Annotated in this window: 20 protein-coding genes; 12 read left to right on the top strand and 8 right to left on the bottom strand. The window is 66.0% G+C overall.

Going from position 1 to position 20,368, the window contains the following annotated elements; translation table 11 throughout:
* Positions 1–9 precede the first annotated feature (9 nt).
* The 4 genes from N5C88_RS13190 to N5C88_RS13205 are packed head-to-tail and all read left to right on the top strand — an operon-like array spanning position 10 to position 3,742.
* Positions 10–1,059, top strand: coding sequence for an ABC transporter ATP-binding protein (locus N5C88_RS13190; protein ID WP_280015457.1), 1,050 nt, complete (start codon positions 10–12; stop codon positions 1,057–1,059).
* Positions 1,056–1,904 carry an ABC transporter permease gene (locus tag N5C88_RS13195; RefSeq protein WP_280015458.1) on the top strand — a complete coding sequence of 283 codons (849 nt, stop codon included), beginning with the start codon at positions 1,056–1,058 and terminating at the stop codon, positions 1,902–1,904. Before N5C88_RS13190 ends, N5C88_RS13195 begins: the two co-directional genes overlap by 4 nt.
* Positions 1,901–2,692: an ABC transporter permease gene (locus tag N5C88_RS13200; protein ID WP_054457808.1), complete on the top strand. Its 792-nt coding sequence runs from the start codon at positions 1,901–1,903 to the stop codon at positions 2,690–2,692. Before N5C88_RS13195 ends, N5C88_RS13200 begins: the two co-directional genes overlap by 4 nt.
* A gap of 36 nt (positions 2,693–2,728) precedes the next feature.
* The gene (locus N5C88_RS13205) at positions 2,729–3,742 is read left to right on the top strand and encodes a proline racemase family protein (RefSeq protein ID WP_059379528.1); all 1,014 of its coding nucleotides are present in this window, start codon (positions 2,729–2,731) and stop codon (positions 3,740–3,742) included.
* A gap of 193 nt (positions 3,743–3,935) precedes the next feature.
* Here N5C88_RS13205 and N5C88_RS13210 read toward each other — a convergent pair whose 3' ends face one another.
* The 4 genes from N5C88_RS13210 to N5C88_RS13225 are packed head-to-tail and all read right to left on the bottom strand — an operon-like array spanning position 3,936 to position 8,221.
* Positions 3,936–5,534, bottom strand: coding sequence for a GMC family oxidoreductase N-terminal domain-containing protein (locus N5C88_RS13210; protein ID WP_280015459.1), 1,599 nt, complete (start codon positions 5,532–5,534; stop codon positions 3,936–3,938).
* Between the two features lie 5 nt (positions 5,535–5,539).
* On the bottom strand, positions 5,540–6,361 hold the full coding sequence (locus N5C88_RS13215; RefSeq protein WP_059379530.1) for a shikimate dehydrogenase: 822 nt from the start codon (positions 6,359–6,361) through the stop codon (positions 5,540–5,542).
* A 15-nt stretch (positions 6,362–6,376) separates the two neighbouring features.
* On the bottom strand, positions 6,377–7,363 hold the full coding sequence (locus tag N5C88_RS13220) for a transketolase C-terminal domain-containing protein (protein WP_059379531.1): 987 nt from the start codon (positions 7,361–7,363) through the stop codon (positions 6,377–6,379).
* Positions 7,364–8,221 carry a transketolase gene (locus tag N5C88_RS13225; protein ID WP_118934490.1) on the bottom strand — a complete coding sequence of 286 codons (858 nt, stop codon included), beginning with the start codon at positions 8,219–8,221 and terminating at the stop codon, positions 7,364–7,366.
* A 127-nt stretch (positions 8,222–8,348) separates the two neighbouring features.
* Between N5C88_RS13225 and N5C88_RS13230 the strand changes: the two genes are divergently transcribed.
* Together N5C88_RS13230 and N5C88_RS13235 are read left to right on the top strand one after the other, a co-directional pair.
* Positions 8,349–9,053, top strand: coding sequence for a GntR family transcriptional regulator (locus N5C88_RS13230; protein WP_059379533.1), 705 nt, complete (start codon positions 8,349–8,351; stop codon positions 9,051–9,053).
* A gap of 21 nt (positions 9,054–9,074) precedes the next feature.
* Positions 9,075–10,145, top strand: coding sequence for a glycerol dehydrogenase (locus N5C88_RS13235; RefSeq protein ID WP_280015460.1), 1,071 nt, complete (start codon positions 9,075–9,077; stop codon positions 10,143–10,145).
* Between the two features lie 39 nt (positions 10,146–10,184).
* On the opposite strand, the gene N5C88_RS13240 is transcribed toward N5C88_RS13235, so the two are convergent.
* Genes N5C88_RS13240 through N5C88_RS13250 form a run of 3 tightly spaced genes read right to left on the bottom strand, consistent with a single transcriptional unit; the run spans position 10,185 to position 12,851 of the window.
* Positions 10,185–11,120, bottom strand: a complete 936-nt coding sequence (locus N5C88_RS13240) for a 3-keto-5-aminohexanoate cleavage protein (RefSeq protein WP_013395474.1) — start codon at positions 11,118–11,120, stop codon at positions 10,185–10,187.
* Positions 11,113–12,069 (bottom strand): 3-hydroxyacyl-CoA dehydrogenase, encoded by a 957-nt coding sequence (locus tag N5C88_RS13245; RefSeq protein WP_280015461.1) that lies wholly within the window; start codon positions 12,067–12,069, stop codon positions 11,113–11,115. Before N5C88_RS13245 ends, N5C88_RS13240 begins: the two co-directional genes overlap by 8 nt.
* A complete protein-coding gene (locus N5C88_RS13250; RefSeq protein ID WP_054457818.1) occupies positions 12,069–12,851 on the bottom strand; it encodes an SDR family oxidoreductase in 783 nt (260 codons plus the stop codon). The genes N5C88_RS13245 and N5C88_RS13250 overlap by 1 nt, the downstream gene beginning before the upstream one ends.
* Positions 12,852–13,176: 325 nt before the next feature.
* Here N5C88_RS13250 and N5C88_RS13255 point away from each other — a divergent pair, with 325 nt between their 5' ends.
* The 6 genes from N5C88_RS13255 (at position 13,177) to N5C88_RS13280 (ending at position 19,637) form a co-directional block, all read left to right on the top strand.
* Positions 13,177–14,376 (top strand): ABC transporter substrate-binding protein, encoded by a 1,200-nt coding sequence (locus N5C88_RS13255; protein ID WP_118934496.1) that lies wholly within the window; start codon positions 13,177–13,179, stop codon positions 14,374–14,376.
* 118 nt (positions 14,377–14,494) lie between these two features.
* A complete protein-coding gene (locus tag N5C88_RS13260) occupies positions 14,495–15,361 on the top strand; it encodes a branched-chain amino acid ABC transporter permease (RefSeq protein ID WP_054457820.1) in 867 nt (288 codons plus the stop codon).
* A gap of 22 nt (positions 15,362–15,383) precedes the next feature.
* Positions 15,384–17,165 carry a branched-chain amino acid ABC transporter ATP-binding protein/permease gene (locus N5C88_RS13265; protein ID WP_280015462.1) on the top strand — a complete coding sequence of 594 codons (1,782 nt, stop codon included), beginning with the start codon at positions 15,384–15,386 and terminating at the stop codon, positions 17,163–17,165.
* Positions 17,158–17,862: an ABC transporter ATP-binding protein gene (locus tag N5C88_RS13270; protein ID WP_118934500.1), complete on the top strand. Its 705-nt coding sequence runs from the start codon at positions 17,158–17,160 to the stop codon at positions 17,860–17,862. Before N5C88_RS13265 ends, N5C88_RS13270 begins: the two co-directional genes overlap by 8 nt.
* Positions 17,863–17,877: 15 nt before the next feature.
* Entirely contained in the window at positions 17,878–18,873 is a 996-nt protein-coding gene (locus tag N5C88_RS13275; protein ID WP_280015463.1) for an NAD(P)H-quinone oxidoreductase, read from the top strand.
* The gene (locus N5C88_RS13280) at positions 18,870–19,637 is read left to right on the top strand and encodes an SDR family NAD(P)-dependent oxidoreductase (RefSeq protein WP_059379540.1); all 768 of its coding nucleotides are present in this window, start codon (positions 18,870–18,872) and stop codon (positions 19,635–19,637) included. The genes N5C88_RS13275 and N5C88_RS13280 overlap by 4 nt, the downstream gene beginning before the upstream one ends.
* A gap of 45 nt (positions 19,638–19,682) precedes the next feature.
* Here N5C88_RS13280 and N5C88_RS13285 read toward each other — a convergent pair whose 3' ends face one another.
* Positions 19,683–20,342, bottom strand: a complete 660-nt coding sequence (locus tag N5C88_RS13285; protein ID WP_251881224.1) for a thiopurine S-methyltransferase — start codon at positions 20,340–20,342, stop codon at positions 19,683–19,685.
* Between the last annotated feature and the right edge of the window lie 26 nt (positions 20,343–20,368).

Genomic DNA, 20,368 nt, shown 5'->3' on the forward strand with positions numbered 1-20,368 from the left:
GGATCGAACATGTCCGCTTTGCTTACCATCGCAGGCGTGTCGATGCGCTTTGGCGCCTACCAGGCGCTGGACCGCATCGACCTGGAGATCCAACAGGGAGAGTTCGTGGCCCTGCTTGGTCCCAGCGGCTGCGGCAAGACCACCCTGCTGCGCTCGATCGCCGGATTTCTCAGGCCCGAATCGGGCCGCATCCTGATTGAAGGCCAGGACATCAGCCGCCTGGCCGCGCACCACCGGCCGCTGAACACGGTGTTCCAGAACTATGCGCTGTTTCCGCACATGAGCGTGCTGGAAAACGTGGCCTACGGCCCGCGGCGCCAAGGCGCATCGAAGCAGGCAGCCGCCGAACGCGCCCGGTCGGCGCTGGACATGGTGGGCCTGGCGGACTTCGGTGCGCGCTATCCCCGCGAAATGTCCGGCGGACAGCAGCAGCGCGTGGCGCTGGCGCGCGCCATCGTGAACCAGCCCAAGCTGCTGTTGCTGGACGAGCCGCTGTCGGCGCTGGACCTCAAGCTGCGCAAGCGCATGCAGCTGGAACTCAAGCACCTGCAGGCCAAGCTGGGCATCGCCTTCATCTTCGTCACGCACGACCAGGAAGAAGCCATGACCATGGCCGACCGGGTGGTGGTCATGCATGCGGGCAAGATCGAACAGGTGGGCGGCGGGACCGAGATCTACCGGCATCCCGCCACCCGCTTCGTGGCCGAGTTCATCGGCGACGCCAACTTCATGCCCTACACGGCCAGCGGCGATGCGCTGCAGCTGGATGCCCAGGGACTGCGCGTGCCGTTCCCCGGCAAGGCCGCGCCCGCGCGCGGCGTGGCGGTGCTGCGGCCCGAGGATTTGCGCCTGGCCGATGAATCGGCGGCGCATGGGTTGAACGGCACGGTCACCGACGTCATCAACGTGGGCAGCCACTGCATGATCCACGTGGACATCGGCGGACAGATCCTGGTGGCGCGCCACGGCGGCATTGCGCCGTCGGGGCTGGGCCCGGGCGCCGCGGCGCGCCTGGCCTTCGCGCCGGAGCACCTGCACCTGATCGGTGAACAGCCATGAACGCGCGCGCCTGGCGTTCGCCCTGCCTGCTGCTGGCGGCTCCCGTGCTGTTCTTCGCGGCCTTCTTCCTGGCGCCGCTGGCGGTGGTGGCGCTGGCCAGCATCACAGGCGGCGCCGATGGCTTGACCCTGACTCCGCAGCAGTACCTGCGCGTGCTGGGCGACCAATACCACTGGGACGTGATCCTGGTCACCTTCCGGCTGGCTTTCTTCACCACGATCGTCTGCGTGATCCTGGGCTATCCGCTGGCCTGGTACCTGGTACGCGTGGTGCGCTGGCAGGCCTGGCGGCGCTTCTGCGTGATCCTGCTGGTGGTGCCGCTGTTCACCAGCAATATCGTGCGCGCCTTTGGCTGGATGGTGCTGCTGGGCCGCAATGGGCTGGTCAACCAGGCGCTGGTGGGCGCGGGCGTCGCCGACCGTCCGATGCGTTTCATCGGCACCGAACTGGGCATCCTGATCGGCATGGTCTACGTGCTGCTGCCTTTCGTGGTGCTGGCGGTCGGCAATGCGCTGGCGCGGGTCGATCCGGCCTGCGAACAGGCATCCGCCGACCTGGGCGCCAGCCCCGCTGCCACCTTCTTCCACATCACCTGGCCGTTGACGCTGCCCGGCGTGGTGTCGGGCGCCATCATGGTCTTCACCCTGGCCGTCAGCGCCTACGTGACGCCTGCGCTGCTGTCCGGCGGGCGCGTGTCGGTGCTGTCGATGCTGATCTTCCAGCAGTACAGCACGGTGTTCGACTTCCATTACGGCGGCGCGCTGAGCATGGTGCTGCTGGTGTTCACCCTGATCCTGGTGGCGCTTGCCAACCGCGCCGCCGTCCTGCCGGGAGCCGCGCGATGATTGCCCGCAACCTGATCCGCCTGGTCGCCCTGGGAGTGCTGGCCTACCTGGCCCTGCCGCTAGTGGTGATCCTGGGTTCCTCGTTCACGTCCACGCCCTACCTGGCGTTTCCGCCCAAGGGCTTTACGCTGGAGTGGTACCGCACGCTGCTGATCGAGGCCGGCTACGTCGCCGCGTTCACGACCAGCACGGTGCTGGCCCTGGCGGCGACGGCCGCGGCCGTGCTGCTGACGGTGCCGGCCGCGCTGGCGGTGGCGCGCTACGAGTTCCCGGGCAAGGCCGCATTGACTTCGGTGTTGATGTCGCCGCTGGTGCTGCCGCACATCGTTCTGGGTGCGGCGCTGTTGCAGTACGGCGCCTACTTCGGCCTGACGCGCAGCTTCCTGTCCCTGCTGATCGGGCACATCGTCATCATCGCGCCCTTCGTGCTGCGGTCCACGCTGACCCTGCTGACGCCCGAACAGCGCGCGCTGGAGGAGGCATCGGCCGACCTGGGCGCGAATCCCTGGACGACCTTCTTCCTGGTGGTGCTGCCTCAGATCCGGCCAGGCATCGTCACCGGTTCGATCTTCGCGTTCATCTCTTCCTGGATCAACGTGGAGCTGTCGATTTTCAACACCACGGCGGACCTGAACACCATCCCCGTGAAGCTCTTCAACTACGTGCAATACACGATAGATCCGACCATCGCAGCCGTATCGGGCGCCACGATCGTGGTTGCGGTGATCGCCATCGTCATCCTGGATTTGACCGTCGGGCTGGACATGCTGTCCGAACGCGGCAAATAACCTTTCTTCCCTACCTTACTGTCTGGAGCCACAGTCATGCGCAAGCAAGACGCGTTCGATGTCATCTATACCCATACCGAAGGCGAGCCCCTGTGCATCGTGCACAGCGGCATCCCGTACCCCGCCGGCTCCACCATCCTGGAGAAGCGCGCCTTTCTGGAACAGAACTACGACTGGCTGCGCAAGGCGCTGATGCGCGAGCCGCGCGGCCACAAGGACATGTTCGGCGTGTTCCTCACGCCGCCGTCCAGCCCCGAGTACGACGCCGGCCTGATCTACATCGACGGCACCGAGTACTCGCACATGTGCGGCCACGGCACCATCGCGGTCAGCATGGCCATGGTGGCCAATGGCCTGGTGCCGCGCGGCAAGGACGGCATCACCAAGATCCGCTTTGAAACCACCGCCGGCCTGGTGGTGTCGGAAGTGGCGTCCGAGGGCGACAACGTGCTGTGGACGCGCTTCGAGAACGTGCCGGCCTACGTGGCCGCGCAAGACATTCCGGTGGAACTGCCCGGCTACGGCAAGCTGTCCGCCGACATCGTCTGGGGCGGCAACTACTTCGGCATCGTCGACCTGTCGGGCTGCGACCTGCGCATCTCGCCGGACAACGGCACGGAGCTGTCGCGCATGGGCCTGATCGTGCGCGAACAGCTCAATGCCCGCCACCGCATCCAGCACCCGACCGAAGCGCACATCAACAACCTGAACTTCATCACCTTCTGGCACCAGCCGACCATCGAAGGCGCGTTCTACAAGAACGTCCACGTGTTCAGCGCCGGCCAGCTGGACCGTTCTCCTGGCGGCACCGGCACCAGCGCGATGATGGCCATGTTCGAAGCGCGCGGCAAGATGGGCTTGAACCAGCCGATCAAGTCGGAAGGCCTGTTGGGCAGCGGGGTGTTCGAAGGCTGCCTGCTGGGCGAGGTGGACCTGAACGGCACCCGCGCCGTGCGTCCCACGGTCAAGGGCACGGCCAGCATCCTGGGCACGGCGCGCTGGGTGATCGACAAGAATGACCCCGTCGGCGCCGGCTTCCTCATCCGCTGAAGGGTGTTGCCCCCCACGCCGCGCGCACTTCGTGCGCTAGCTGCCCCCCCAAGGGGGGCTCTTTCGCCTTGGGGCGGCCCGGCGGCGAAAGGCCCCCACGCCACGCGCACTTCGTGCGCTAGCTGCCCCCCAGGGGGGCTCTTTCGCCTTGGGGCGGCCCGGCGGCAAAAGGCCCCTCGCGCGGCTGGCTTACCTATTGCCGAGCCGCGTCCTCCAGAATCATCTCCGCCCCCCGCTCGGCCACCATCATGACGGCACCCTGCGTATTGCCGGACACCATCTTCGGCATCACCGACGCATCCACCACGCGCAGGCCGGACAGGCCGTTCACCCGCAAGCGCACGTCGGTGACGGCGGCGGCATCGGAACCCATGCGGCAGGTGCCTATGGGGTGGTAGATGGTCTGGCCGTTGCGCCGCGCGAAGTCCAGCCATTCGTCGTAGCTGTCCACCGCCGCGCCGGGGCTGATCTCCGATTCGATATAGCGCCGCATGGCCGGCTGGCCGACGATGCGACGGGCCGCCTGCATGCCGCCCACCAGGCTGTCGCGGTCCACCTGGGCCGACAGGAAGTTGGGCCGGATCGCCGGTCCGGCCTGCGGATCCGCCGACTTGATGTGGATGGATCCGATCGACTCGGGACGCAGTTGCGCCACGCCTATCGTCATGCCCGGCTGCCGGTCGAGGATACGTTCGGCCGCATTGGCGTAGCTGGCGTGCACGAAGAAGTACTGCACGTCAGGCGCCGGCAGGTCCGGCGCGCTTTTCACGAAGCCGTGCACCAGCCCCGTGCCCAGGGTCAGGATGCCCTTGTGGCTGGCGTAGTAGCGCGCCACCTGCTGCGCCAGGCGCCAACCGCGCGACATCTCGTTGAGCGTCACCGTGCCTTTCACCCGCCAGTTCATGCGGGTCGCGAAGTGGTCGATGTAGTTTTCGCCGACCTGCGGCTGCGCCAGCACCGGCGCGATACCGAACGCTTGCAGCAAGGCGGGATTGCCAACGCCGGACAGTTCCAGCAACTGCGGCGACTGCACCGCGCCCATGCACAGCAGCGTCTCGCGCCGCGCGCGCACGATGTGCTCCTGTCCGTTCTTGCGATAGGCCACGCCCACGCAGCGCTTGCCCTCGAACACCAGCCGCGTCACGTGCGCGCCGCATTCCACCGTGAGGTTCTTGCGGCCGGAAGCGGGTTTCAGGTAGCCGTCCACCACGCTCCAACGCCTGCCCCGGTGCTGCAGCACCTGGTAGTAGCCCACGCCCTCCTGGCTGCCGCCGTTGTAGTCGGGATTCAAGGGCTGGCCGTCCTCTTGCGCCGCCTTCAGGAAGGAATCCGATATGGGAAAGCGTTCGGACACTTCTTCCAGATGCATCGGGCCGCTCTTGCCGCGACTGGCGTCGCCGGGTTCGTAGCATTCGATCTTGCGGAAGATGCGCTCGGCCTGGCTGTAGCCCCAGCCGGTCGCGCCCGCTGCCTCCCAGCCGTCGTAGTCCTGCGGCTGGCCACGGACGTAGATCATGCCGTTGATGAGCGTCGACCCGCCCACGCCCTTGCCGCGCGGCACGGCAATGGTCCTGCCGTGGACGTTGTCTTCCGGCTCGGTGGCGAAGCGCCAGTTGTATTCCGGGTTGACCAGCAGTTTGGAAAAGCCCGCCGGGATCGAGATCCACATGCTGCGGGCCTCATGTCCGGCCTCCAGCATCAGCACGCGATACTTGCCGTCGGCGCTCAGGCGGTTGGCCAGGATGCAGCCCGCCGTGCCGCCCCCGGCAATGATGAAGTCGTAGTCGCTCATACGGATCAGCGTCCCGCGTCGGCCGGCTTGTCCGCCGCCACGCCCAGCATTTGCGCCATCAGTTCGATCTGGCAGGCCAGCATCGGCGCGCCATAGTGCACCTTGCAGCCGCGGGCCTGCGCCGCCAGCAGCAAGGCCGTGTCCTTGGGCTGCATGATGACTTCGCAGACCAGTTGGTCCGGCGTCAGGCGGCTGGCGTCCAGCGGCAAGGCGTCGTCCGGCTTCATGCCCAGCGAGGTGCCGTTGACCACCAGGTCGTGCCCCGAGGGGTCGGCCGTGCCCACGTCGATCCGGGCGCCGGGATGCAGCGACAGGATGCGCGCCTTCAGATCCTCGGCCTTGGCCGTGGTGCGGTTGGCGATGGTCAGCCGCGACACGCCGGCCTGGACCAGCGCGAAGCCGATTGCATTGGCCGCGCCGCCCGCCCCCGCCAGATAGGCGCTCTTGCCCTGCGGCGACACGCCTGCGCTTTGCAGCCCGCGGACAAAGCCTTCGCCGTCCAGCATGTGCGCCACCAGCTTGCCGTCCGCCTCGCGGCGCACCACGTTGGCCGCGCCGATCTTGCGCGCCACCGGAGTGGCGTCGTCGACCAGCTCCAGTATCGCGGTCTTGTGCGGCACCGTGACGATGACGCCGCCCAGGTTTTCCAGCCGCCGCAGTCCAGCGACCACCTCGGCCAAGTTATCCGGCCGGGCGTGGAACGGCACGCACACGCCGTCGAAGCCGATGGCGGCAAAATGCTCATTCATGCGCTGCGGCGTCTTCACGTGGTGAATGGGATCGGCCAGGATGCCGAACAGGCGCGTGGTGCCGGTGATTTCCTTCATGTCTGTCTCCGTGTCTCAGGGCTGGAGCGTAGCGCGCGCGACGTCGGCGATGCCGTCCGCGTCCAGCTTGTAGTGCGCATACAGGGTGGTGGGCGGCGCGATCAGGCTGTATTCGTCGTAGATGCCATGGCGGCGCAAGCGCGTGCCTGTGCCCGCGTCGGCCAGCACCTCGGCCACGGCCGAACCCAGCCCGCCCAGCACGTTGTGCTCTTCCACCGTCATCAGCACGCGGGACTTGCCCGCCGCGGCCAGCACGGCGTCGCGGTCCAGGGGCTTGATGGTGGGCATGTCGATCACGCCCACCGACAATCCTTCGCCGCGCAGTTGTTCGGCGGCCGCCAGGGCCGCGTGCACAGTGATGCCGCAGGCGATGATGTTCAGGTCCGAGCCGCTGGAATGGACAATGGCGCGGCCGAACTGGAAAGGCGCGCCGTCTTCATAGACCTGCGGGTCGCGGCCGCGGCCGATCCGGAAGTAGATCGGCTCGGGCCAGTCCACCGAGGCCTTGATAGCGGATGCCAGCTGCGGGCCGTCGGCGGGCGAGACCACCGTCAGGCCGGCCAACGCCCGCATCGTCGAGATATCTTCGGTGGCGTGGTGCGAGGTGCCATAGAAGCCCAGGCTGATGCCGGTGTGGTGGCCGATCAGGCGCACGGGCAGCTTGGTATAGGCCACGTCCATGCGGATCTGTTCGCAGCACAGCAGGCCCAGGAAGGACGCGAAGGTTGCGACGAAGGGCATCATGCCGGTGGTCGCCAGGCCTGCCGCGGCCGACACCATGTTCTGCTCGGAAATGCCGAATTGGACATAGCGGTCGGGATAGGCCTGGGCAAAGCGGTTCAGGCCGTTGGAGTACTGCAGGTCGGCCGAACCGGCGACCACCGGATGGCCGGCCGCAGCCAGCTCGATCAGCGCGTCGGAAAGATAGGACAGCCCGGGGTTCACCGCATTCAGCGCGCGGTACTGCCAGGAATCGGGAGAGAGGACTTGTGCCTGTGCCATTCAGATCTCGCGGGAAAGGATTTCTTCAACGGCGCTTTGCGCGTCTTGCGGCGCCAGGTAGCCCAGATGCCAGCCCGGCTCGGTTTCCATATAGGACACGCCCTTGCCCTTGATGGTCTTTGCGATCACGCAGGCCGGCCTGGCGCGCGACTCGTCCGCGCGCAGGCGGCGCAGCAAAGCGGTCAGTTCCACCAGGTTGTGGCCGTCCACCTCATGCACTTCCCAGCCGAAGGCCAGCCATTTTTCCTTCAGCGATTCCACGCCCATGACCTCGTCGACCTTGCCGTCGAGCTGGTAGCCGTTGCGGTCGACGATCGCAACCAAGCGCGACAGGCGGTTGTGGGCGGCGAAGAGCGCCGCCTCCCAAACCTGGCCTTCCTGCATCTCGCCGTCGCCCAGCAGCACGAAGACGTTGAAGTCGCGCCCGCTCATGCGCCCGCCCACCGCCATGCCCACGCCGTTGGACAACGCGTGGCCGATGGAACCCGAGCTGAAGTCCACGCCCGGCACCTTGCTCATGTCGGGATGATCGCCCAGCGGGCTGCCCAGGCGGGTGTAGCCGTCCAGCAGCTCGCGGGCGATGAAGCCATGGTCCGCCAGCACCGGGAAGAGACCCACGGCGGCATGGCCCTTGCCCATCAGGAAGCGGTCGCGGTCGGGCCACTGCGGCTCGCCCGGACGCAGCCGCATCACGTCGTAGTACAGCGCGGCGAAGATTTCCGCGCACGAGAACACCGAGCTGTAGTGCCCGACCTTGGCGATCTCGATCAACCTGATGGTCTCCAGCCGGATATGGCGGGCCTTTTCCCGCAGCAGCCCGACCTCCCCTTCGGTGGGGACCTCCCTGTCACTCCTCATGGCGCTTCCTTTTTGCTGTTAGGATATATGATATATAATATACCCATCGCGCTCGAATTTGCCATGGCGGGATAGAATTCATCCCGAATCCACCCGCCCCCATCAATACAGCAAGCCTGAGCCTGTCATGTCCAGCCTTAAACCGGTAAAGAAAGAGAACCTCTCCGTCAGGGTCTACAACGAAATCCGCAATGCCCTGATCAACGGGCAGTACGAACCCGGCGAACGCCTGATCATTGGCGAACTGGCCCAGGAAATGGGCGTCTCCATCACGCCTGTACGCGAGGCCATCTTCCGGCTGATCAGCGAGCAGGGACTGGAAATGCAGGCGGCCACCGCGGTCTACGTGCCTTACGTCAATTCGGAAAAGCTGCGTGAAATCCAGCAGATCCGCTTCCACCTGGAAGGCATGGGCGCGGCCGAAGCCGCACAGAACATCACGCGCAAACAGCTGGACAACCTGATCGCGCTGCAGCGGGATTTCATCTCCTGCACATCCAGCGATCCCAAGCGCGCCAGCTACCTCAACCGCAAGTTCCACTTCGGCATCCTGGAAGCCAGCAACAAGCCCATCCTGCGCGCCACGGTGGAATCGTTCTGGGTGATCACCGGCCCCATCCTCAAGGTGTTCCACGTCAAGACCTCTGGGCTGGACTATTCGCAGAACGAGCACCGCCACGAAGCGGTATTGGAAGCCCTGGAAGCGCGCGACTCCGAAGCCGCCAGGCAGGCCATCCAGGCCGATCTGGTCTGGGGCGGCAAGATCATGATCGACTGGCTGGTCGAGCGCGAAAAGGAACTCGACTACCGCCCCCCCGCTGCCCGCAAGTAGGCAAACCCGAAGGAATCCCCCATGCTGAAGATTTTTGGCGCGCCCAGCCGCTACATCCAGGGCGCCGGAGCCCTGGACACCCTGGGACAGTACGCAGCCCTGTTCGGCCGCCGCGCCGCCCTGGTCATAGACAGCTATGTGCATGGCGTGCTGGGGCCAAGAATCGAAGCCTTGTGCGCGGCGCATAACGTGTCGCTCGCGCCGCTGATCGTCGAAGGCGACCTGACGCCCGCGGCGATCACGCAATTGCGCGCGCAGGCCGCGCCTGCCGGCATCGACATGGTGATCGCGGTGGGCGGCGGCAAGGCGCTGGACGCGGGCAAGGCCGTGGCCAAGTCCTCGCACTGCCATCTCATCACCGTGCCGACCGTCGCCTCCAACGACGCGCCCACCAGCAAGAACTACGTCCTGTACGACGCCCATCACAACCTCCTGGCGGTGGAGCACATGCTGTTCAACCCCACCATCGTGCTGGTCGATACCGCCGTCATCGCCACCGCGCCGGCGAATTTCTTTCTCGCCGGGCTGGGCGATGCGGTCTCGAAGAAATTCGAAGCCGAGCAATGCAGCCGCAACGGCGGCCGCAACATGTATGACGGCGCGCCGCCCCTCACCGCCCAGTTCATCGCCGACGGCTGCCTGCGCACCCTGCTGGCCGACGGCGCGGATGCCGTGGCGGTTGCCGGCAGCGGCCAGCCCACGCCGGCCTTCGAACGCGTAGTGGAAGCGATGATCCTCATGAGCGGCCTCGGTTTCGAAAGCGGCGGCCTGTCCATCGCTCACGCGCTGACGCGCGGGCTGCCCAGGATCAGCGGCTTGGCGAGCGCCCCGCATGGCCTGCAGGTGGCGGTCGGACTGCTGGTGCAGCTGGACCTGGAAAACCGGACGGACGGCATGCTGGCCGAGCTGACCCGCTGGTATGCCCAGGTGGGCCTGCCCACCACCTTGCGCGAACTGGGTGCGGCCGACATACCGGACGACACGGAACTGCGGCTGGCTGCGGAGCTGAGCCTGAAGGCCCGCCACGCCGCCAACTTCGACCGCGCGCTCGATACCGACACGCTGGCCGCCGCGCTGCGCCGCCGCGCCTGACGCGACAGGGGGCCGGATAGCTGCCGGCCCCTGGCCGCATCAGAACGCCACGTTGTCCTTGCCCTTCAAGTCGAGCTTGGCGCGCGCCTCTTCGGGCGTGGCGATTTCCAGGTTCAGCGCCTCCAGGATGGTGCGGATGCGCTCCACCTGGACCTGATTGGATTGCGCCATCTCGCCCGGCCCGATCCACAACGAATCCTCCAGCCCCACCCGCACGTTCGAGCCCATGGCCGCGCCTATGGTGGCCAGCGGGATCTGGCCGCGGCCGGCGCCCAGGATCGACCATTCATAGTCGTTGCCGAACAGGCGGTCGGCCGTGCGCTTCATGTGCATCAGGTCTTCCGGGTGCGGGCCGATGCCGCCCAGGATGCCAAACACCGATTGGATGAAAGGCGGCGACTTGACCAGGCCGCGGTCCACGAAATGCGCCAGGTTGTACAGATGGCTGATGTCGTAGCACTCGAACTCGAAGCGGGTGCCGTTGGCGTTGCCCAGCGCGAGGATGGACTCGATGTCCTGGTAGGTATTGCGGAACACCAGCGAGCGGCTGTTTTCCAGATGTTCGCGTTCCCAGTCGTGCTTGAACTCCTTGAAGCGGCCCAGCATCGGGTACAGGCCGAAGTTCATGGATCCCATGTTCAGGGACGCCAGCTCCGGCTTGAAGGTGGTGGCCGGACGCATGCGCTCTTCCACCGTCATATGCGGGCTGCCGCCGGTGGTAATGTTGATGATGGCGTCCGTTTCCCGCTTGATCCGCTCCAGAAAGGGCTTGAACAGCGCCGGGTCCTGCGACGGCTTGCCGGTCTGCGGATCGCGCGCATGCAGGTGCAGCACCGCTGCGCCCGCCTTGGCCGCGCCGATGGCCGCTTCGGCGATCTCGTCGGCCGTCACCGGCAGGTGCGGCGACATGCTGGGCGTATGGATAGCGCCCGTCACGGCGCAAGTGATGATGACTTTCTGCTTGGGCTTAGCCATTGTTGTCTCCGTTGTCCTGTTTATGGCGCATGAGGCGCATCAGTTTTTCATCGCGCCAGAAGCGGCGCTTGGCAAGATCTTCCTGCGGCAGCAGGCCGCGGCGTTCCTCCGACAGCGCGTCGACCAGCGCGCCGTCCCAGGCGACGGGTTCGCCCTGGGTCGCGCCGATGGACTGGTACAGCCCGCCGTAGCGCGCGCAATAATCGGCAATGCCGCCGGGTGCGTTGAGGTCTATGGTTTCGAACGGCCCCATGAACGACCAGCGCAGGCCCAGGCCGTCCTTCACCGTGGTGTCGATGTCCTCGGCGCTGGCGACGCCCGCGCTGGCCAGGCGGAACGCCTCATGCAACAACGCGCCCTGCAGGCGGTTCAGGATGAAGCCTTCGATTTCGCGCCGCACCAGCACGGGCTTCTGGCCGATGCCGGCCATGACGGCGCGGGCGGAATCGACGGCCTCCGGGCTGGTCCAGGGCGCGGGGCACAGCTCCACCACCGGGATCAGGTACGGCGGATTCACCGGGTGCGCCACCAGGCAGCGGTGGCGTCCGGGCAGATGCCCGGTGAATTCGCTGGCGGGGATGCTGGATGTGGAGCTGCCGATGATGGCGTCGGGTTCGGCCGCCGCGTCCAGTTCAGCAAACAGCGCCCGCTTGATTTCCAGATTCTCGGGCGAGTTCTCCTGGACGTAGCGGGCGCCCTTCAAGGCATCGGCCAGGCTGCTTGCCACATGGACGCGTCCGCCTATGGCCTCGGCGTCGGTCAGCAAGCCCTGGGCTTCAAGTTCGCGCAGTTGCCGCAGGATCAGGCCGCGGGCTTCGGCCAGCATCGCGGCATTGACGTCGTGCAGGCGCACTTCCCAGCCCATGCGGGCGAACACGATGGCCCAACCCTGGCCTATCAGGCCGGTTCCGATGATGGCGGCGCGCTGCGCCTTGGACCCGGCGTCCATCAGTAGAGCTTCTGCGTGAAGCCGTCCACCACAATGGCCTGCCCCGAAACGCTGCGGGCGGCCTCGCTGGCATTGAACAGCACCATGTTGGCGATATCGCGCGCCGTGACCATGCGGCCCAGCGCGGCCTGGTTCTCGTACTGCGCGGCGATCTCCTCCACCGGCCGGCCCAGCGTATCCGCCTTGGCCGCGATGACGGCGCGGATGCGCGGCCCTTCCACCGCGCCCGGCAGGATGGCGTTGACGCGGATGCCATAGGGACCCAGCTCGATGGCCAGGGACTTGGTAAAGCCGATCACCGCCCACTTCGAGGCGGAATAGACGGAACGCCCGGCAAAGCCGAGATGGCCGGCCGCGGACGACAGATTGATCATCACGCCGGCCTTGGACTCCTTGAGCAGGCCGATGGCCTGGCGCGCGCACAGGAATTGCCCGGTGATGTTCACGGCCAGCGTGCGGTCCCAGTCCGCCTTGGACAGGGTTTCGACGTAGCCGGTGGGACCGGCCACGCCCGCGTTGTTGACCAGGATGTCCAGGCCGCCCAGCTTGGCGCGGACCTGGTCGAACAGCGCGGCGACGCTGTCTTCGTCCGAGACGTCGGCCAGGGCCGCATGCACGCCAGGCAATTCGGCCGGCAGCGCGGCCAGGCGCTCCTGGTTCACGTCGCATACGAACACGGAGGCGCCGGCATGGCGGAACACCTTCGCCATCTCCAGGCCCAGCCCGTCCGCGCCGGCGGTGATGAGCACCTTTTTCCCGGCGAAATCCACTTCCTCGAACATGCCTCTGTCTCCTGATTCTTATGAAAAACGGCCGATTGATGATATACGATATATGAAAAAAACAGCTATTTTCTAGCGTTTGTTGCAACCGTTGCAGCCACCGGAATGCTTCATCCCAAAGCCGTAAAACCCCCGCCATTTGCTTGATATCAGCCCGCTAAGTCTTTATTCATGCGGCTTTAGGGAATTCCCCGATTCGGCGGGTTACGGCCCCAACTAGAATCCAAGGCGGGGTTTGCTACCCGCCCGGCCGATATATCATATATTCAAAAAAACGGACCAAACAAGAAAGTCCGCATCCCATACCGACAAAGGAGCGTAGACAGTGTTCAAGTTCAACAAAATTGCTTTGGCGCTGGGCCTGTGCGGCGCGCTGGCAAGCGGCACCGCAGCGGCCGACATGAAGGTAGGCGCCCTCTTCCCGTTCAGCGGCGCGCTCGCGCTTCTGGGACAAGAGAGCTATCGCGGCCTGGAACTGGCCGTCAATGAGATCAATGCCGCCGGCGGGGTCAACGGCGAAAAGATCGAGATCATCAAGGCCGACGCCGTCGATCCGACGCAAGCCGTGTCGGAAACCAAGCGCCTGATTTCCTCCAACGTGGTCGGCGTGTTCGGCAGCTACGCTTCCGGCATCTCCTATGCGGCCTCGCCCGTGACCGAGCTGGCCGGCGTGCCCTATTTCGAACTGGGCGCCACCGCGCACAAGATCACCACCCGCGGCTACAAGTACCTGTTCCGCAGCAACCCCAACACCGCGCTGTACGGCGTGTCGGTGGTCAACGCGCTGCACGACACCATCGCGCCGGGCATGGGGCTGAACCCCAAGGACATCAAGATCGGCATCATCCACGAGGACGGCCCCTACGGCACCGACGTGGCCGCCACCGAGAAGAAGCGCGCGCAGGAACTGGGCTATACGGTCGCGGAAGTGCTGCCGTACTCGGCCAAGACCGTGGACCTGTCCTCGCTGATCCTGCGCCTGAAGGGCGCCAAGGTCGACGTGGTGCTGCAGACGGCCTACCAGAACGACGCCATCCTGTTCTTCAGCCAGGCGCGCGCCGCGGGCTTCAAGCCCAAGGTCGTGATCGGCGCGGGCGGCGGCTATTCGCTGGCGGACACCGCCAAGGCCGTGGGCGCCGACATGAACGGCGTGTTCGACCTGGACTTCCCGCAATCCTCCATCAACCCCGCGGGCGCGCCCGGCCTGGACAAGTTCCTGGAAGCCTACAAAGCCACCTACAAGAGCGACCCCCAATCCGGCCACAGCCTGACCAACTACGTCGGCGCCAAGGCCTTCTTCGAAGCCATCGGCAACGCCAAGTCCACCGACAAGGACAAGATCCGCGCCGCGGTCCTGGCCTACAAGAAGCCGGCCGGCCAGACCGCCAACGGCTGGGCCTTCGACTTCGGCGAAGACGGCCAGAACAACGCATCCACGTTCTACGTGATGCAGTGGCAGGACGGCAAGCTGGTCACCATCGCACCCAGCAACCTCGCACTCGGCAAGCCGGTCTTCAAGAAATAAGCGCCACGCCAGTGCTCAGGCGCTCGGGGGCGCCTGACGTTTCCCGGGGTCCGCGCGCCCTTGTGCCACCGACAGCTCGGCGGCACAGGGGCCGCGTCCCGCTCTAAGAGGTTGCAACATGGAACTATTCATTCAACTGGTCATCAACGGCCTGTTGCTAGGCGGCGCGTACACCATCATCAGCCTGGGGCTGACGCTGATCTTCGGCGTGGTGCGCGTCGTGAACTTCGCGCACGGCGAGTTCCTGATGATAGGCATGTACATGGTCTATCTGATCGCGGCGCAATTCGGCGTGCATCCCTATGCCGGCCTGGTACCCGTCGCCGTCATCCTGTTCGCGCTGGGCGCGCTGACGCAGAAGGGCATCATCCAGCCGCTGCTCAACGCCGACCAGCACATCCAGATCTTCGCCACGGTGGGCGTGTCCACCATCCTGCTGAATCTCGCCCTGGTGATCTTCGGCGCCAACGTCTACCGCGCGCCGGTGGAGCTGGGCACCAATGCCATCGACATCGGCCCCTATTCGATGGTGACCGGGCAGCTCGTTACCTTCGTGATCGGCCTGACCCTGGCGGTGCTGCTGCACCTCTTCATGCACCGCACCTACCTGGGCCGCGCGCTGCGGGCCGTGGCGCAGCACCGCTACGCCGCCACCCTGATGGGCGTGAACGTCAACAACGTCTACGCCATCGCCTTCGGCCTGGGCACGGCCTTCGTCGGCATCGCCGCCGGCCTGCTGGCGCCGCAATATCCGGTGTTTCCCACCGTGGGCACGTACTTCGTGCTGACGGCGTTCGTGATCGTGGTGCTGGGCGGCCTGGGCAGCCTGTACGGCGCGGTGGCCGGTTCCATGATCATCGGCATCGTGGACACGCTGGCCGGCTTCTACATCGCCCCCGACCTGAAAGAGGTCGTCTATTTCGGGATCTTCCTCTTGATCCTGGTGCTGCGTCCGAACGGCCTGTTCGGCGTCGGCACAGAGTGATCAGAGCAACAAGGAGCGAGATGTGTTTCCCGATATCCGACACCCCAAGACCTACGTCAGCCTCATCCTGCTGATCGCGATGTTCCTTGTGCCCGTGGTCATGGGCACGCCATTCTGGACCAACCTGTTCGTGCTGCTGTTCGTGTTCTCGGCCCTGTCCGTGGCCTGGAATATCGTCGGCGGCTACGCCGGCCAGCTGTCCCTGGGCCACGCCGTATTCTACGGCATCGGCGGCTACACCGCCACGCTGCTGACGCAGAACTTCGGCATTTCGCCGTGGTTCGGCATGCTGGCGGGCGCGGCGATCTCGGGCGCGGTTGCCATCCTGATCAGCTATCCCACCTTGCGCCTGCGCGGCCCGTTCTTCGCGCTGGCCACCATCGCGATCCTGGAAGTGGTGCGACTCCTGGTGATCCACGAGGAAAGCTGGACGGGTGGCTCCAGCGGCATCAGCCTGCCGCTGAACATAGGCTGGACCTGGATCGTGTTCCGCGAGAAGGTCAATTACGTGATCATCGCCTTTGGCCTGTTCCTGCTGGTGACCTGGGCCTCCTGGTACATCCGCAAGTCGCGCATCGGCCACTACCTGATCGCGATCCGCGAACGCGAGGATGCGGCGCTGGCGGTCGGCATCCATACCGTGCGCATGAAGATCATCGCCGCGGTCGTGTCGGCCATGCTGACCAGCATCATCGGCACCTTCCACATCACCTACCTGACCTTCGTGGACCCCAGCTCGGCGTTTTCGCTGGAACTGTCGATCCAGGTGGCCATGTTCGCGCTGATCGGCGGGCTCGGCACGGTGGCCGGCCCCATCGCCGGCACCTTCCTGGTGCTGCCCATCGCCGAACTGGCGCGCGGCTGGCTCAGCAGCGTGGGCAACGGCATGCACGGGCTGATCTACGGCCTGATCCTGGTCGCGGTGGTGCTGACCATTCCGCGCGGCCTGGCCGGCGCCTTCGGCCCGGCCATCGAACGCTGGCTGTCGCGTCTGCCCTATCTGGGCGCACCTCGCGCCAAGCTCAAGCTGGCCGACGAACTGCGCCTACACAACGCCGAACGCACGAATCAGCCGGTGCTCAAGGCCGACAAGCTGTTCAAGAGCTTCGGCGGCCTGCGCGCCACCAACGACGTGTCGCTGACGCTGAACCAGAACGAGATCCTGGGCATGATCGGCCCCAACGGCGCGGGCAAGACCACCGTGTTCAACCTGCTGTCGGGCTTCCTGTCGCCGGACAAGGGCGGCATCACCATGCTGGACGCGCAAGGCAAATGGGTCACCTGCAAGACGCCCGACGAGTTCGCGCACCAGGGGCTGGGCCGCACCTTCCAGATCGCCAAGCCGTTCACCGGCCTGACCGTGCTGGAGAACATCATGCTGGGCGCCTTTATCCGCACCTCGAACCGGGACGAGGCCGAACAGATCGCGCTTAAGGTCGCCGAACAGACCGACCTGGTGAAGTACCTGGACATCGAGGCGCGCAACCTGACCGTGGGCGGCATGAAGCGCCTGGAAGTCGCCCGCGCGCTGGCGATCAAGCCCCGCATCCTGCTGCTGGACGAGGTGATGGCGGGGCTGAACCCCACCGACATCGAGAAGTCGATCCAGATGATCCGGCGCATCCGAGATTCCGGCGTGTCGGTGCTGCTGATCGAGCACATGATGCAGGCCACCATGGCGCTGTCCGACCGCATCATCGTGCTGAACGAAGGCGCGGTGCTGGTCAGCGGCGCGCCCAAGGACGTGGTGGAGAACCCCGCCGTCATCGAGGCCTATTTGGGCAAGGAGTACCAGGATGCTTAAGGTTTCGAATCTGTCCTCGGGCTACGGCAAGAGCCAGGTCCTGAACGGCCTGAACTTCGAGGTCCATGCGGGCGAGATCGTCACGCTGATCGGCGCCAACGGCGCCGGCAAGACCACCACCTTGAAGACGCTGTGCGGCGTCATCGCCGCCATGGACGGCAAGGTCGAGTTCGAAGGCCAGGACCTGACCAACCGCAAGCCCTACGACATCGTCGACGCGGGCATCACCATGATTCCCGAAGGCCGCCAGCTGTTCCCGCACTTCACGGTGCGCGACAACCTGCTGATGGGCTCGTACAAGCGCGCCGCGCGCCCCATCGTGCAGCGCAAGCTGGACGAGGTGCTGGGCATCTTCCCGCGGGTGCAGGAACGCTTGAACCAGTACGCCGGCTCGCTTTCCGGCGGCGAACAGCAGATGGTGGCAATCGCCCGCGGCATGATGGCCGATCCCAAGCTGCTGGTGTTCGACGAACCCTCGCTGGGCCTGTCGCCGCTGCTGGTGCAACAGATGTTCGACATCATCCGCGGCGTCACCGCGCACGGCGTGACCGTACTGCTGGTGGAGCAGAACGTGTTCCGCACGCTGCGGCTGGCGGACCGCGGCTACGTGCTGGAGAACGGCGCCATCGTGCGCACCGGCACCGGCGCGGAGCTGCTGAGCGACCCGCATGTGAAGAAGGCCTATCTGGGCCATTGATACCAAGGACTCCTTATGTCTTTACGCTGCACATACATCGACCACGGCCAGGGCGGCGCGCCCGACTGCATGCGCCTGGCCGAACGCGACATGGAAGCGCCCGCCGGCCGCCAGGTGCTGATCGAGGTCGCCTACGCCGGGGTCAACCGCCCCGACGTGCTGCAACGCTCGGGCTCCTATCCGCCGCCTCCGGGCGCCTCGCCCCACCTAGGGCTGGAAGTGTCCGGCACCGTCATCGCCGCCGGACCCGACGCCAGCCTCTGGAAAGTCGGCGACCAGGTCTGCGCGCTGACGCCGGGCGGCGGCTACGCCCAATACTGCCTGGCGGACGAACGCCATTGCCTGCCCGTGCCGCGCGGCCTGGACTTGCTGACGGCCGCCGCCATCCCCGAGAACTACTACACCGTCTGGACCAATGTGTTCGACCGCGCCCGTCTGGCGGCCGGCGAGCGTTTCCTGGTGCACGGCGGTTCCAGCGGCATCGGCCTGACCGCGATCCAGCTGGCGCGCGCCTTTGGCGCCGAAGTCTGGACCACGGTGGGCAATCAGGAAAAGGCCGACGCCTGCCTGGCCGCCGGCGCGCACCATGCCGTGCTGTACCGCGAGGCCGACTTCGAGGCAGCGGTGCGCCAGGGCAGCGGCGGCGCGGGCGTGGACGTGATCCTGGACATGGTGGGCGGCGCCTACATGAACAAGAACCTGCGGCTGCTGGCGCTCAATGGCCGGCTGGTGCAGATCGCTTTCCTGGAGGGCAGCAAGGCCGAGATCGACGCCATGCCCATCATGCTCAAGCGCCTGCAATTCACCGGCTCCACATTGCGCCCCCGCTCCGACGAGGACAAGGGTGCGATCACCCGCAAGCTGGCGGAAAAGGTGCTGCCGCTGATGGAACAGGGGCAATGCCTGCCGCGCATCCACAAGGTGTTCCCGCTGGCGGAAGCGGCCCAGGCGCATGCGCTGATGGAAAGCAGCAAACACATCGGCAAGATCATGCTGAAGGTGGCCGCATGAGCGGGCGCTTCAAGGACCAGGTCGCCATCGTGACCGGCGCGGTCGGCGGCATAGGTTCGGCCATCGTCGAAGGCTTCCTGGCCGAAGGCGGCCGCGTGGGCCTCATCGATTTCAATGCGCAGGGCGGCCAGGCTTACGAAAAGGAACTGCGCAAGCGCGGCCACGGAGTCTGCTTCGTGCACGCGGACGTCGCGCGCTTCGAGGAGTGCCAGGCGGCCTACGAACGCATCAGCGCGGAGCTGGGTCCGGCCACCATCCTGGTCAACAACGTCGGCATTTCACCGAAGACCGATGGACGCGCGCTGAAGGTCTGGGAGATGCCGCCCAGGGAATGGGAGAACGTGGTCGCCGTCAACCTGAACAGCGTGTTCTACATGACGCACCTGGCCACGCCGCACATGGTGCGCGAGCGCCAGGGCCGCGTGATCAACATGTCGTCGGTGGCCGGCCGCGCCTATTGCGACATCGTGGCGGCGCATTACGCGGCCACCAAGGCTGGCCTGATCGGCCTGACGCGCCACTGGGCCGCCGAACTGGGCGAGCATCAGGTCACGGTCAACGCCCTGGCGCCGGGACGCATCAGCACGCCCTTGCTGAAGACCGTGCCCAAGGAGATCAATGACGCGGTCGCGCAGGTGACCGCGCTGCGCCGCCTGGGCACGCCGGAGGAAGTGGCGGATGCCTGCCTGTTCTTCGCGTCGGACCAGGCCCGCTTCGTCACCGGCCAGGTGCTGGACGTGGCCGGCGGCTGGCTGATGACCTGAGAGCATCGCAGGCAGCGCCCGCCCGAACGCAGGCGGGCGCTTTCTTCACCCGTGCGCGCCCAGGTGGTAGACCACCGTGTCCAGCCGGCTGACGCCGGCCGCCAGGAACTTCGGTTCCTTTTCCAGGATGTCGCGGCGATCGATGATCCTGGCGGGCGACACGCCCGCAAAGATGTTCTGCACTTCGCTGTCCACGACAGAGAACGGCGGCCCCGGCATTTCTTCCTGCGGATAATCCAGCGTGATCAGCAGTCCCTGGTAGGCGGGCGACAGATTGCCGTAGACGTGGCGCACGTAGTCCGCGCGCATGGTATCGGGCAACGCCACCAGCGCGGCGCGGTCATAGGCGCCCACGCAATGCGACAGCAGTTGCGCGTCCAGTTTGAAGATGTCGCCGCAGATGATTTCGATGCTGCCCGCCACGTAGTGCTTGCCATAGACGGACACGTGCGTGAGCGGCTTGAGCTCGTTTTCCTCGAAGAATTGTTCGACCGCGAGCTGCGACAGCTCGACGCCCAGCACGGAATGCCCCTGGGCCGCGATCCACACCATGTCCAGCGACTTGCCGCAAAGCGGCACCAGCACCCGGCCGTCCTTGGGTACGCCCAGCGTCGGCCAATACTTCTGCAATAGCGGCGTGACCCGCGATTGATGAAAATGCGTGCGCCCTTCGCGCCAACGCTCCAGCCAGAATTCCGCGTCCATGCCCGGTCTGCCTCCTGTGTATCGGT

Origin of the sequence: Achromobacter sp. GD03932 (genome assembly GCF_029839485.1) — a bacterium.
Classification (GTDB): Bacteria; Pseudomonadota; Gammaproteobacteria; order Burkholderiales; family Burkholderiaceae_B; genus Achromobacter; species Achromobacter bronchisepticus_A.

Excerpts from the sequence above, each read along its gene's own strand:
- N5C88_RS13250 (WP_054457818.1), bottom strand. The coding sequence starts at position 12,851 with ATGTTCGAGGAAGTGGATTTCGCCGGGAAAAAGGTGCTCATCACCGCC.
- N5C88_RS13215 (WP_059379530.1), bottom strand. The coding sequence starts at position 6,361 with ATGAAGGAAATCACCGGCACCACGCGCCTGTTCGGCATCCTGGCCGAT.
- N5C88_RS13245 (WP_280015461.1), bottom strand. The coding sequence starts at position 12,069 with ATGGACGCCGGGTCCAAGGCGCAGCGCGCCGCCATCATCGGAACCGGC.
- N5C88_RS13235 (WP_280015460.1), top strand. The coding sequence starts at position 9,075 with ATGCTGAAGATTTTTGGCGCGCCCAGCCGCTACATCCAGGGCGCCGGA.
- N5C88_RS13275 (WP_280015463.1), top strand. The coding sequence starts at position 17,878 with ATGTCTTTACGCTGCACATACATCGACCACGGCCAGGGCGGCGCGCCC.
- N5C88_RS13270 (WP_118934500.1), top strand. The coding sequence starts at position 17,158 with ATGCTTAAGGTTTCGAATCTGTCCTCGGGCTACGGCAAGAGCCAGGTC.
- N5C88_RS13280 (WP_059379540.1), top strand. The coding sequence starts at position 18,870 with ATGAGCGGGCGCTTCAAGGACCAGGTCGCCATCGTGACCGGCGCGGTC.
- N5C88_RS13210 (WP_280015459.1), bottom strand. The coding sequence starts at position 5,534 with ATGAGCGACTACGACTTCATCATTGCCGGGGGCGGCACGGCGGGCTGC.
- N5C88_RS13205 (WP_059379528.1), top strand. The coding sequence starts at position 2,729 with ATGCGCAAGCAAGACGCGTTCGATGTCATCTATACCCATACCGAAGGC.
- N5C88_RS13220 (WP_059379531.1), bottom strand. The coding sequence starts at position 7,363 with ATGGCACAGGCACAAGTCCTCTCTCCCGATTCCTGGCAGTACCGCGCG.
- N5C88_RS13225 (WP_118934490.1), bottom strand. The coding sequence starts at position 8,221 with ATGAGGAGTGACAGGGAGGTCCCCACCGAAGGGGAGGTCGGGCTGCTG.
- N5C88_RS13195 (WP_280015458.1), top strand. The coding sequence starts at position 1,056 with ATGAACGCGCGCGCCTGGCGTTCGCCCTGCCTGCTGCTGGCGGCTCCC.
- N5C88_RS13240 (WP_013395474.1), bottom strand. The coding sequence starts at position 11,120 with ATGGCTAAGCCCAAGCAGAAAGTCATCATCACTTGCGCCGTGACGGGC.
- N5C88_RS13260 (WP_054457820.1), top strand. The coding sequence starts at position 14,495 with ATGGAACTATTCATTCAACTGGTCATCAACGGCCTGTTGCTAGGCGGC.
- N5C88_RS13230 (WP_059379533.1), top strand. The coding sequence starts at position 8,349 with ATGTCCAGCCTTAAACCGGTAAAGAAAGAGAACCTCTCCGTCAGGGTC.
- N5C88_RS13190 (WP_280015457.1), top strand. The coding sequence starts at position 10 with ATGTCCGCTTTGCTTACCATCGCAGGCGTGTCGATGCGCTTTGGCGCC.
- N5C88_RS13285 (WP_251881224.1), bottom strand. The coding sequence starts at position 20,342 with ATGGACGCGGAATTCTGGCTGGAGCGTTGGCGCGAAGGGCGCACGCAT.
- N5C88_RS13200 (WP_054457808.1), top strand. The coding sequence starts at position 1,901 with ATGATTGCCCGCAACCTGATCCGCCTGGTCGCCCTGGGAGTGCTGGCC.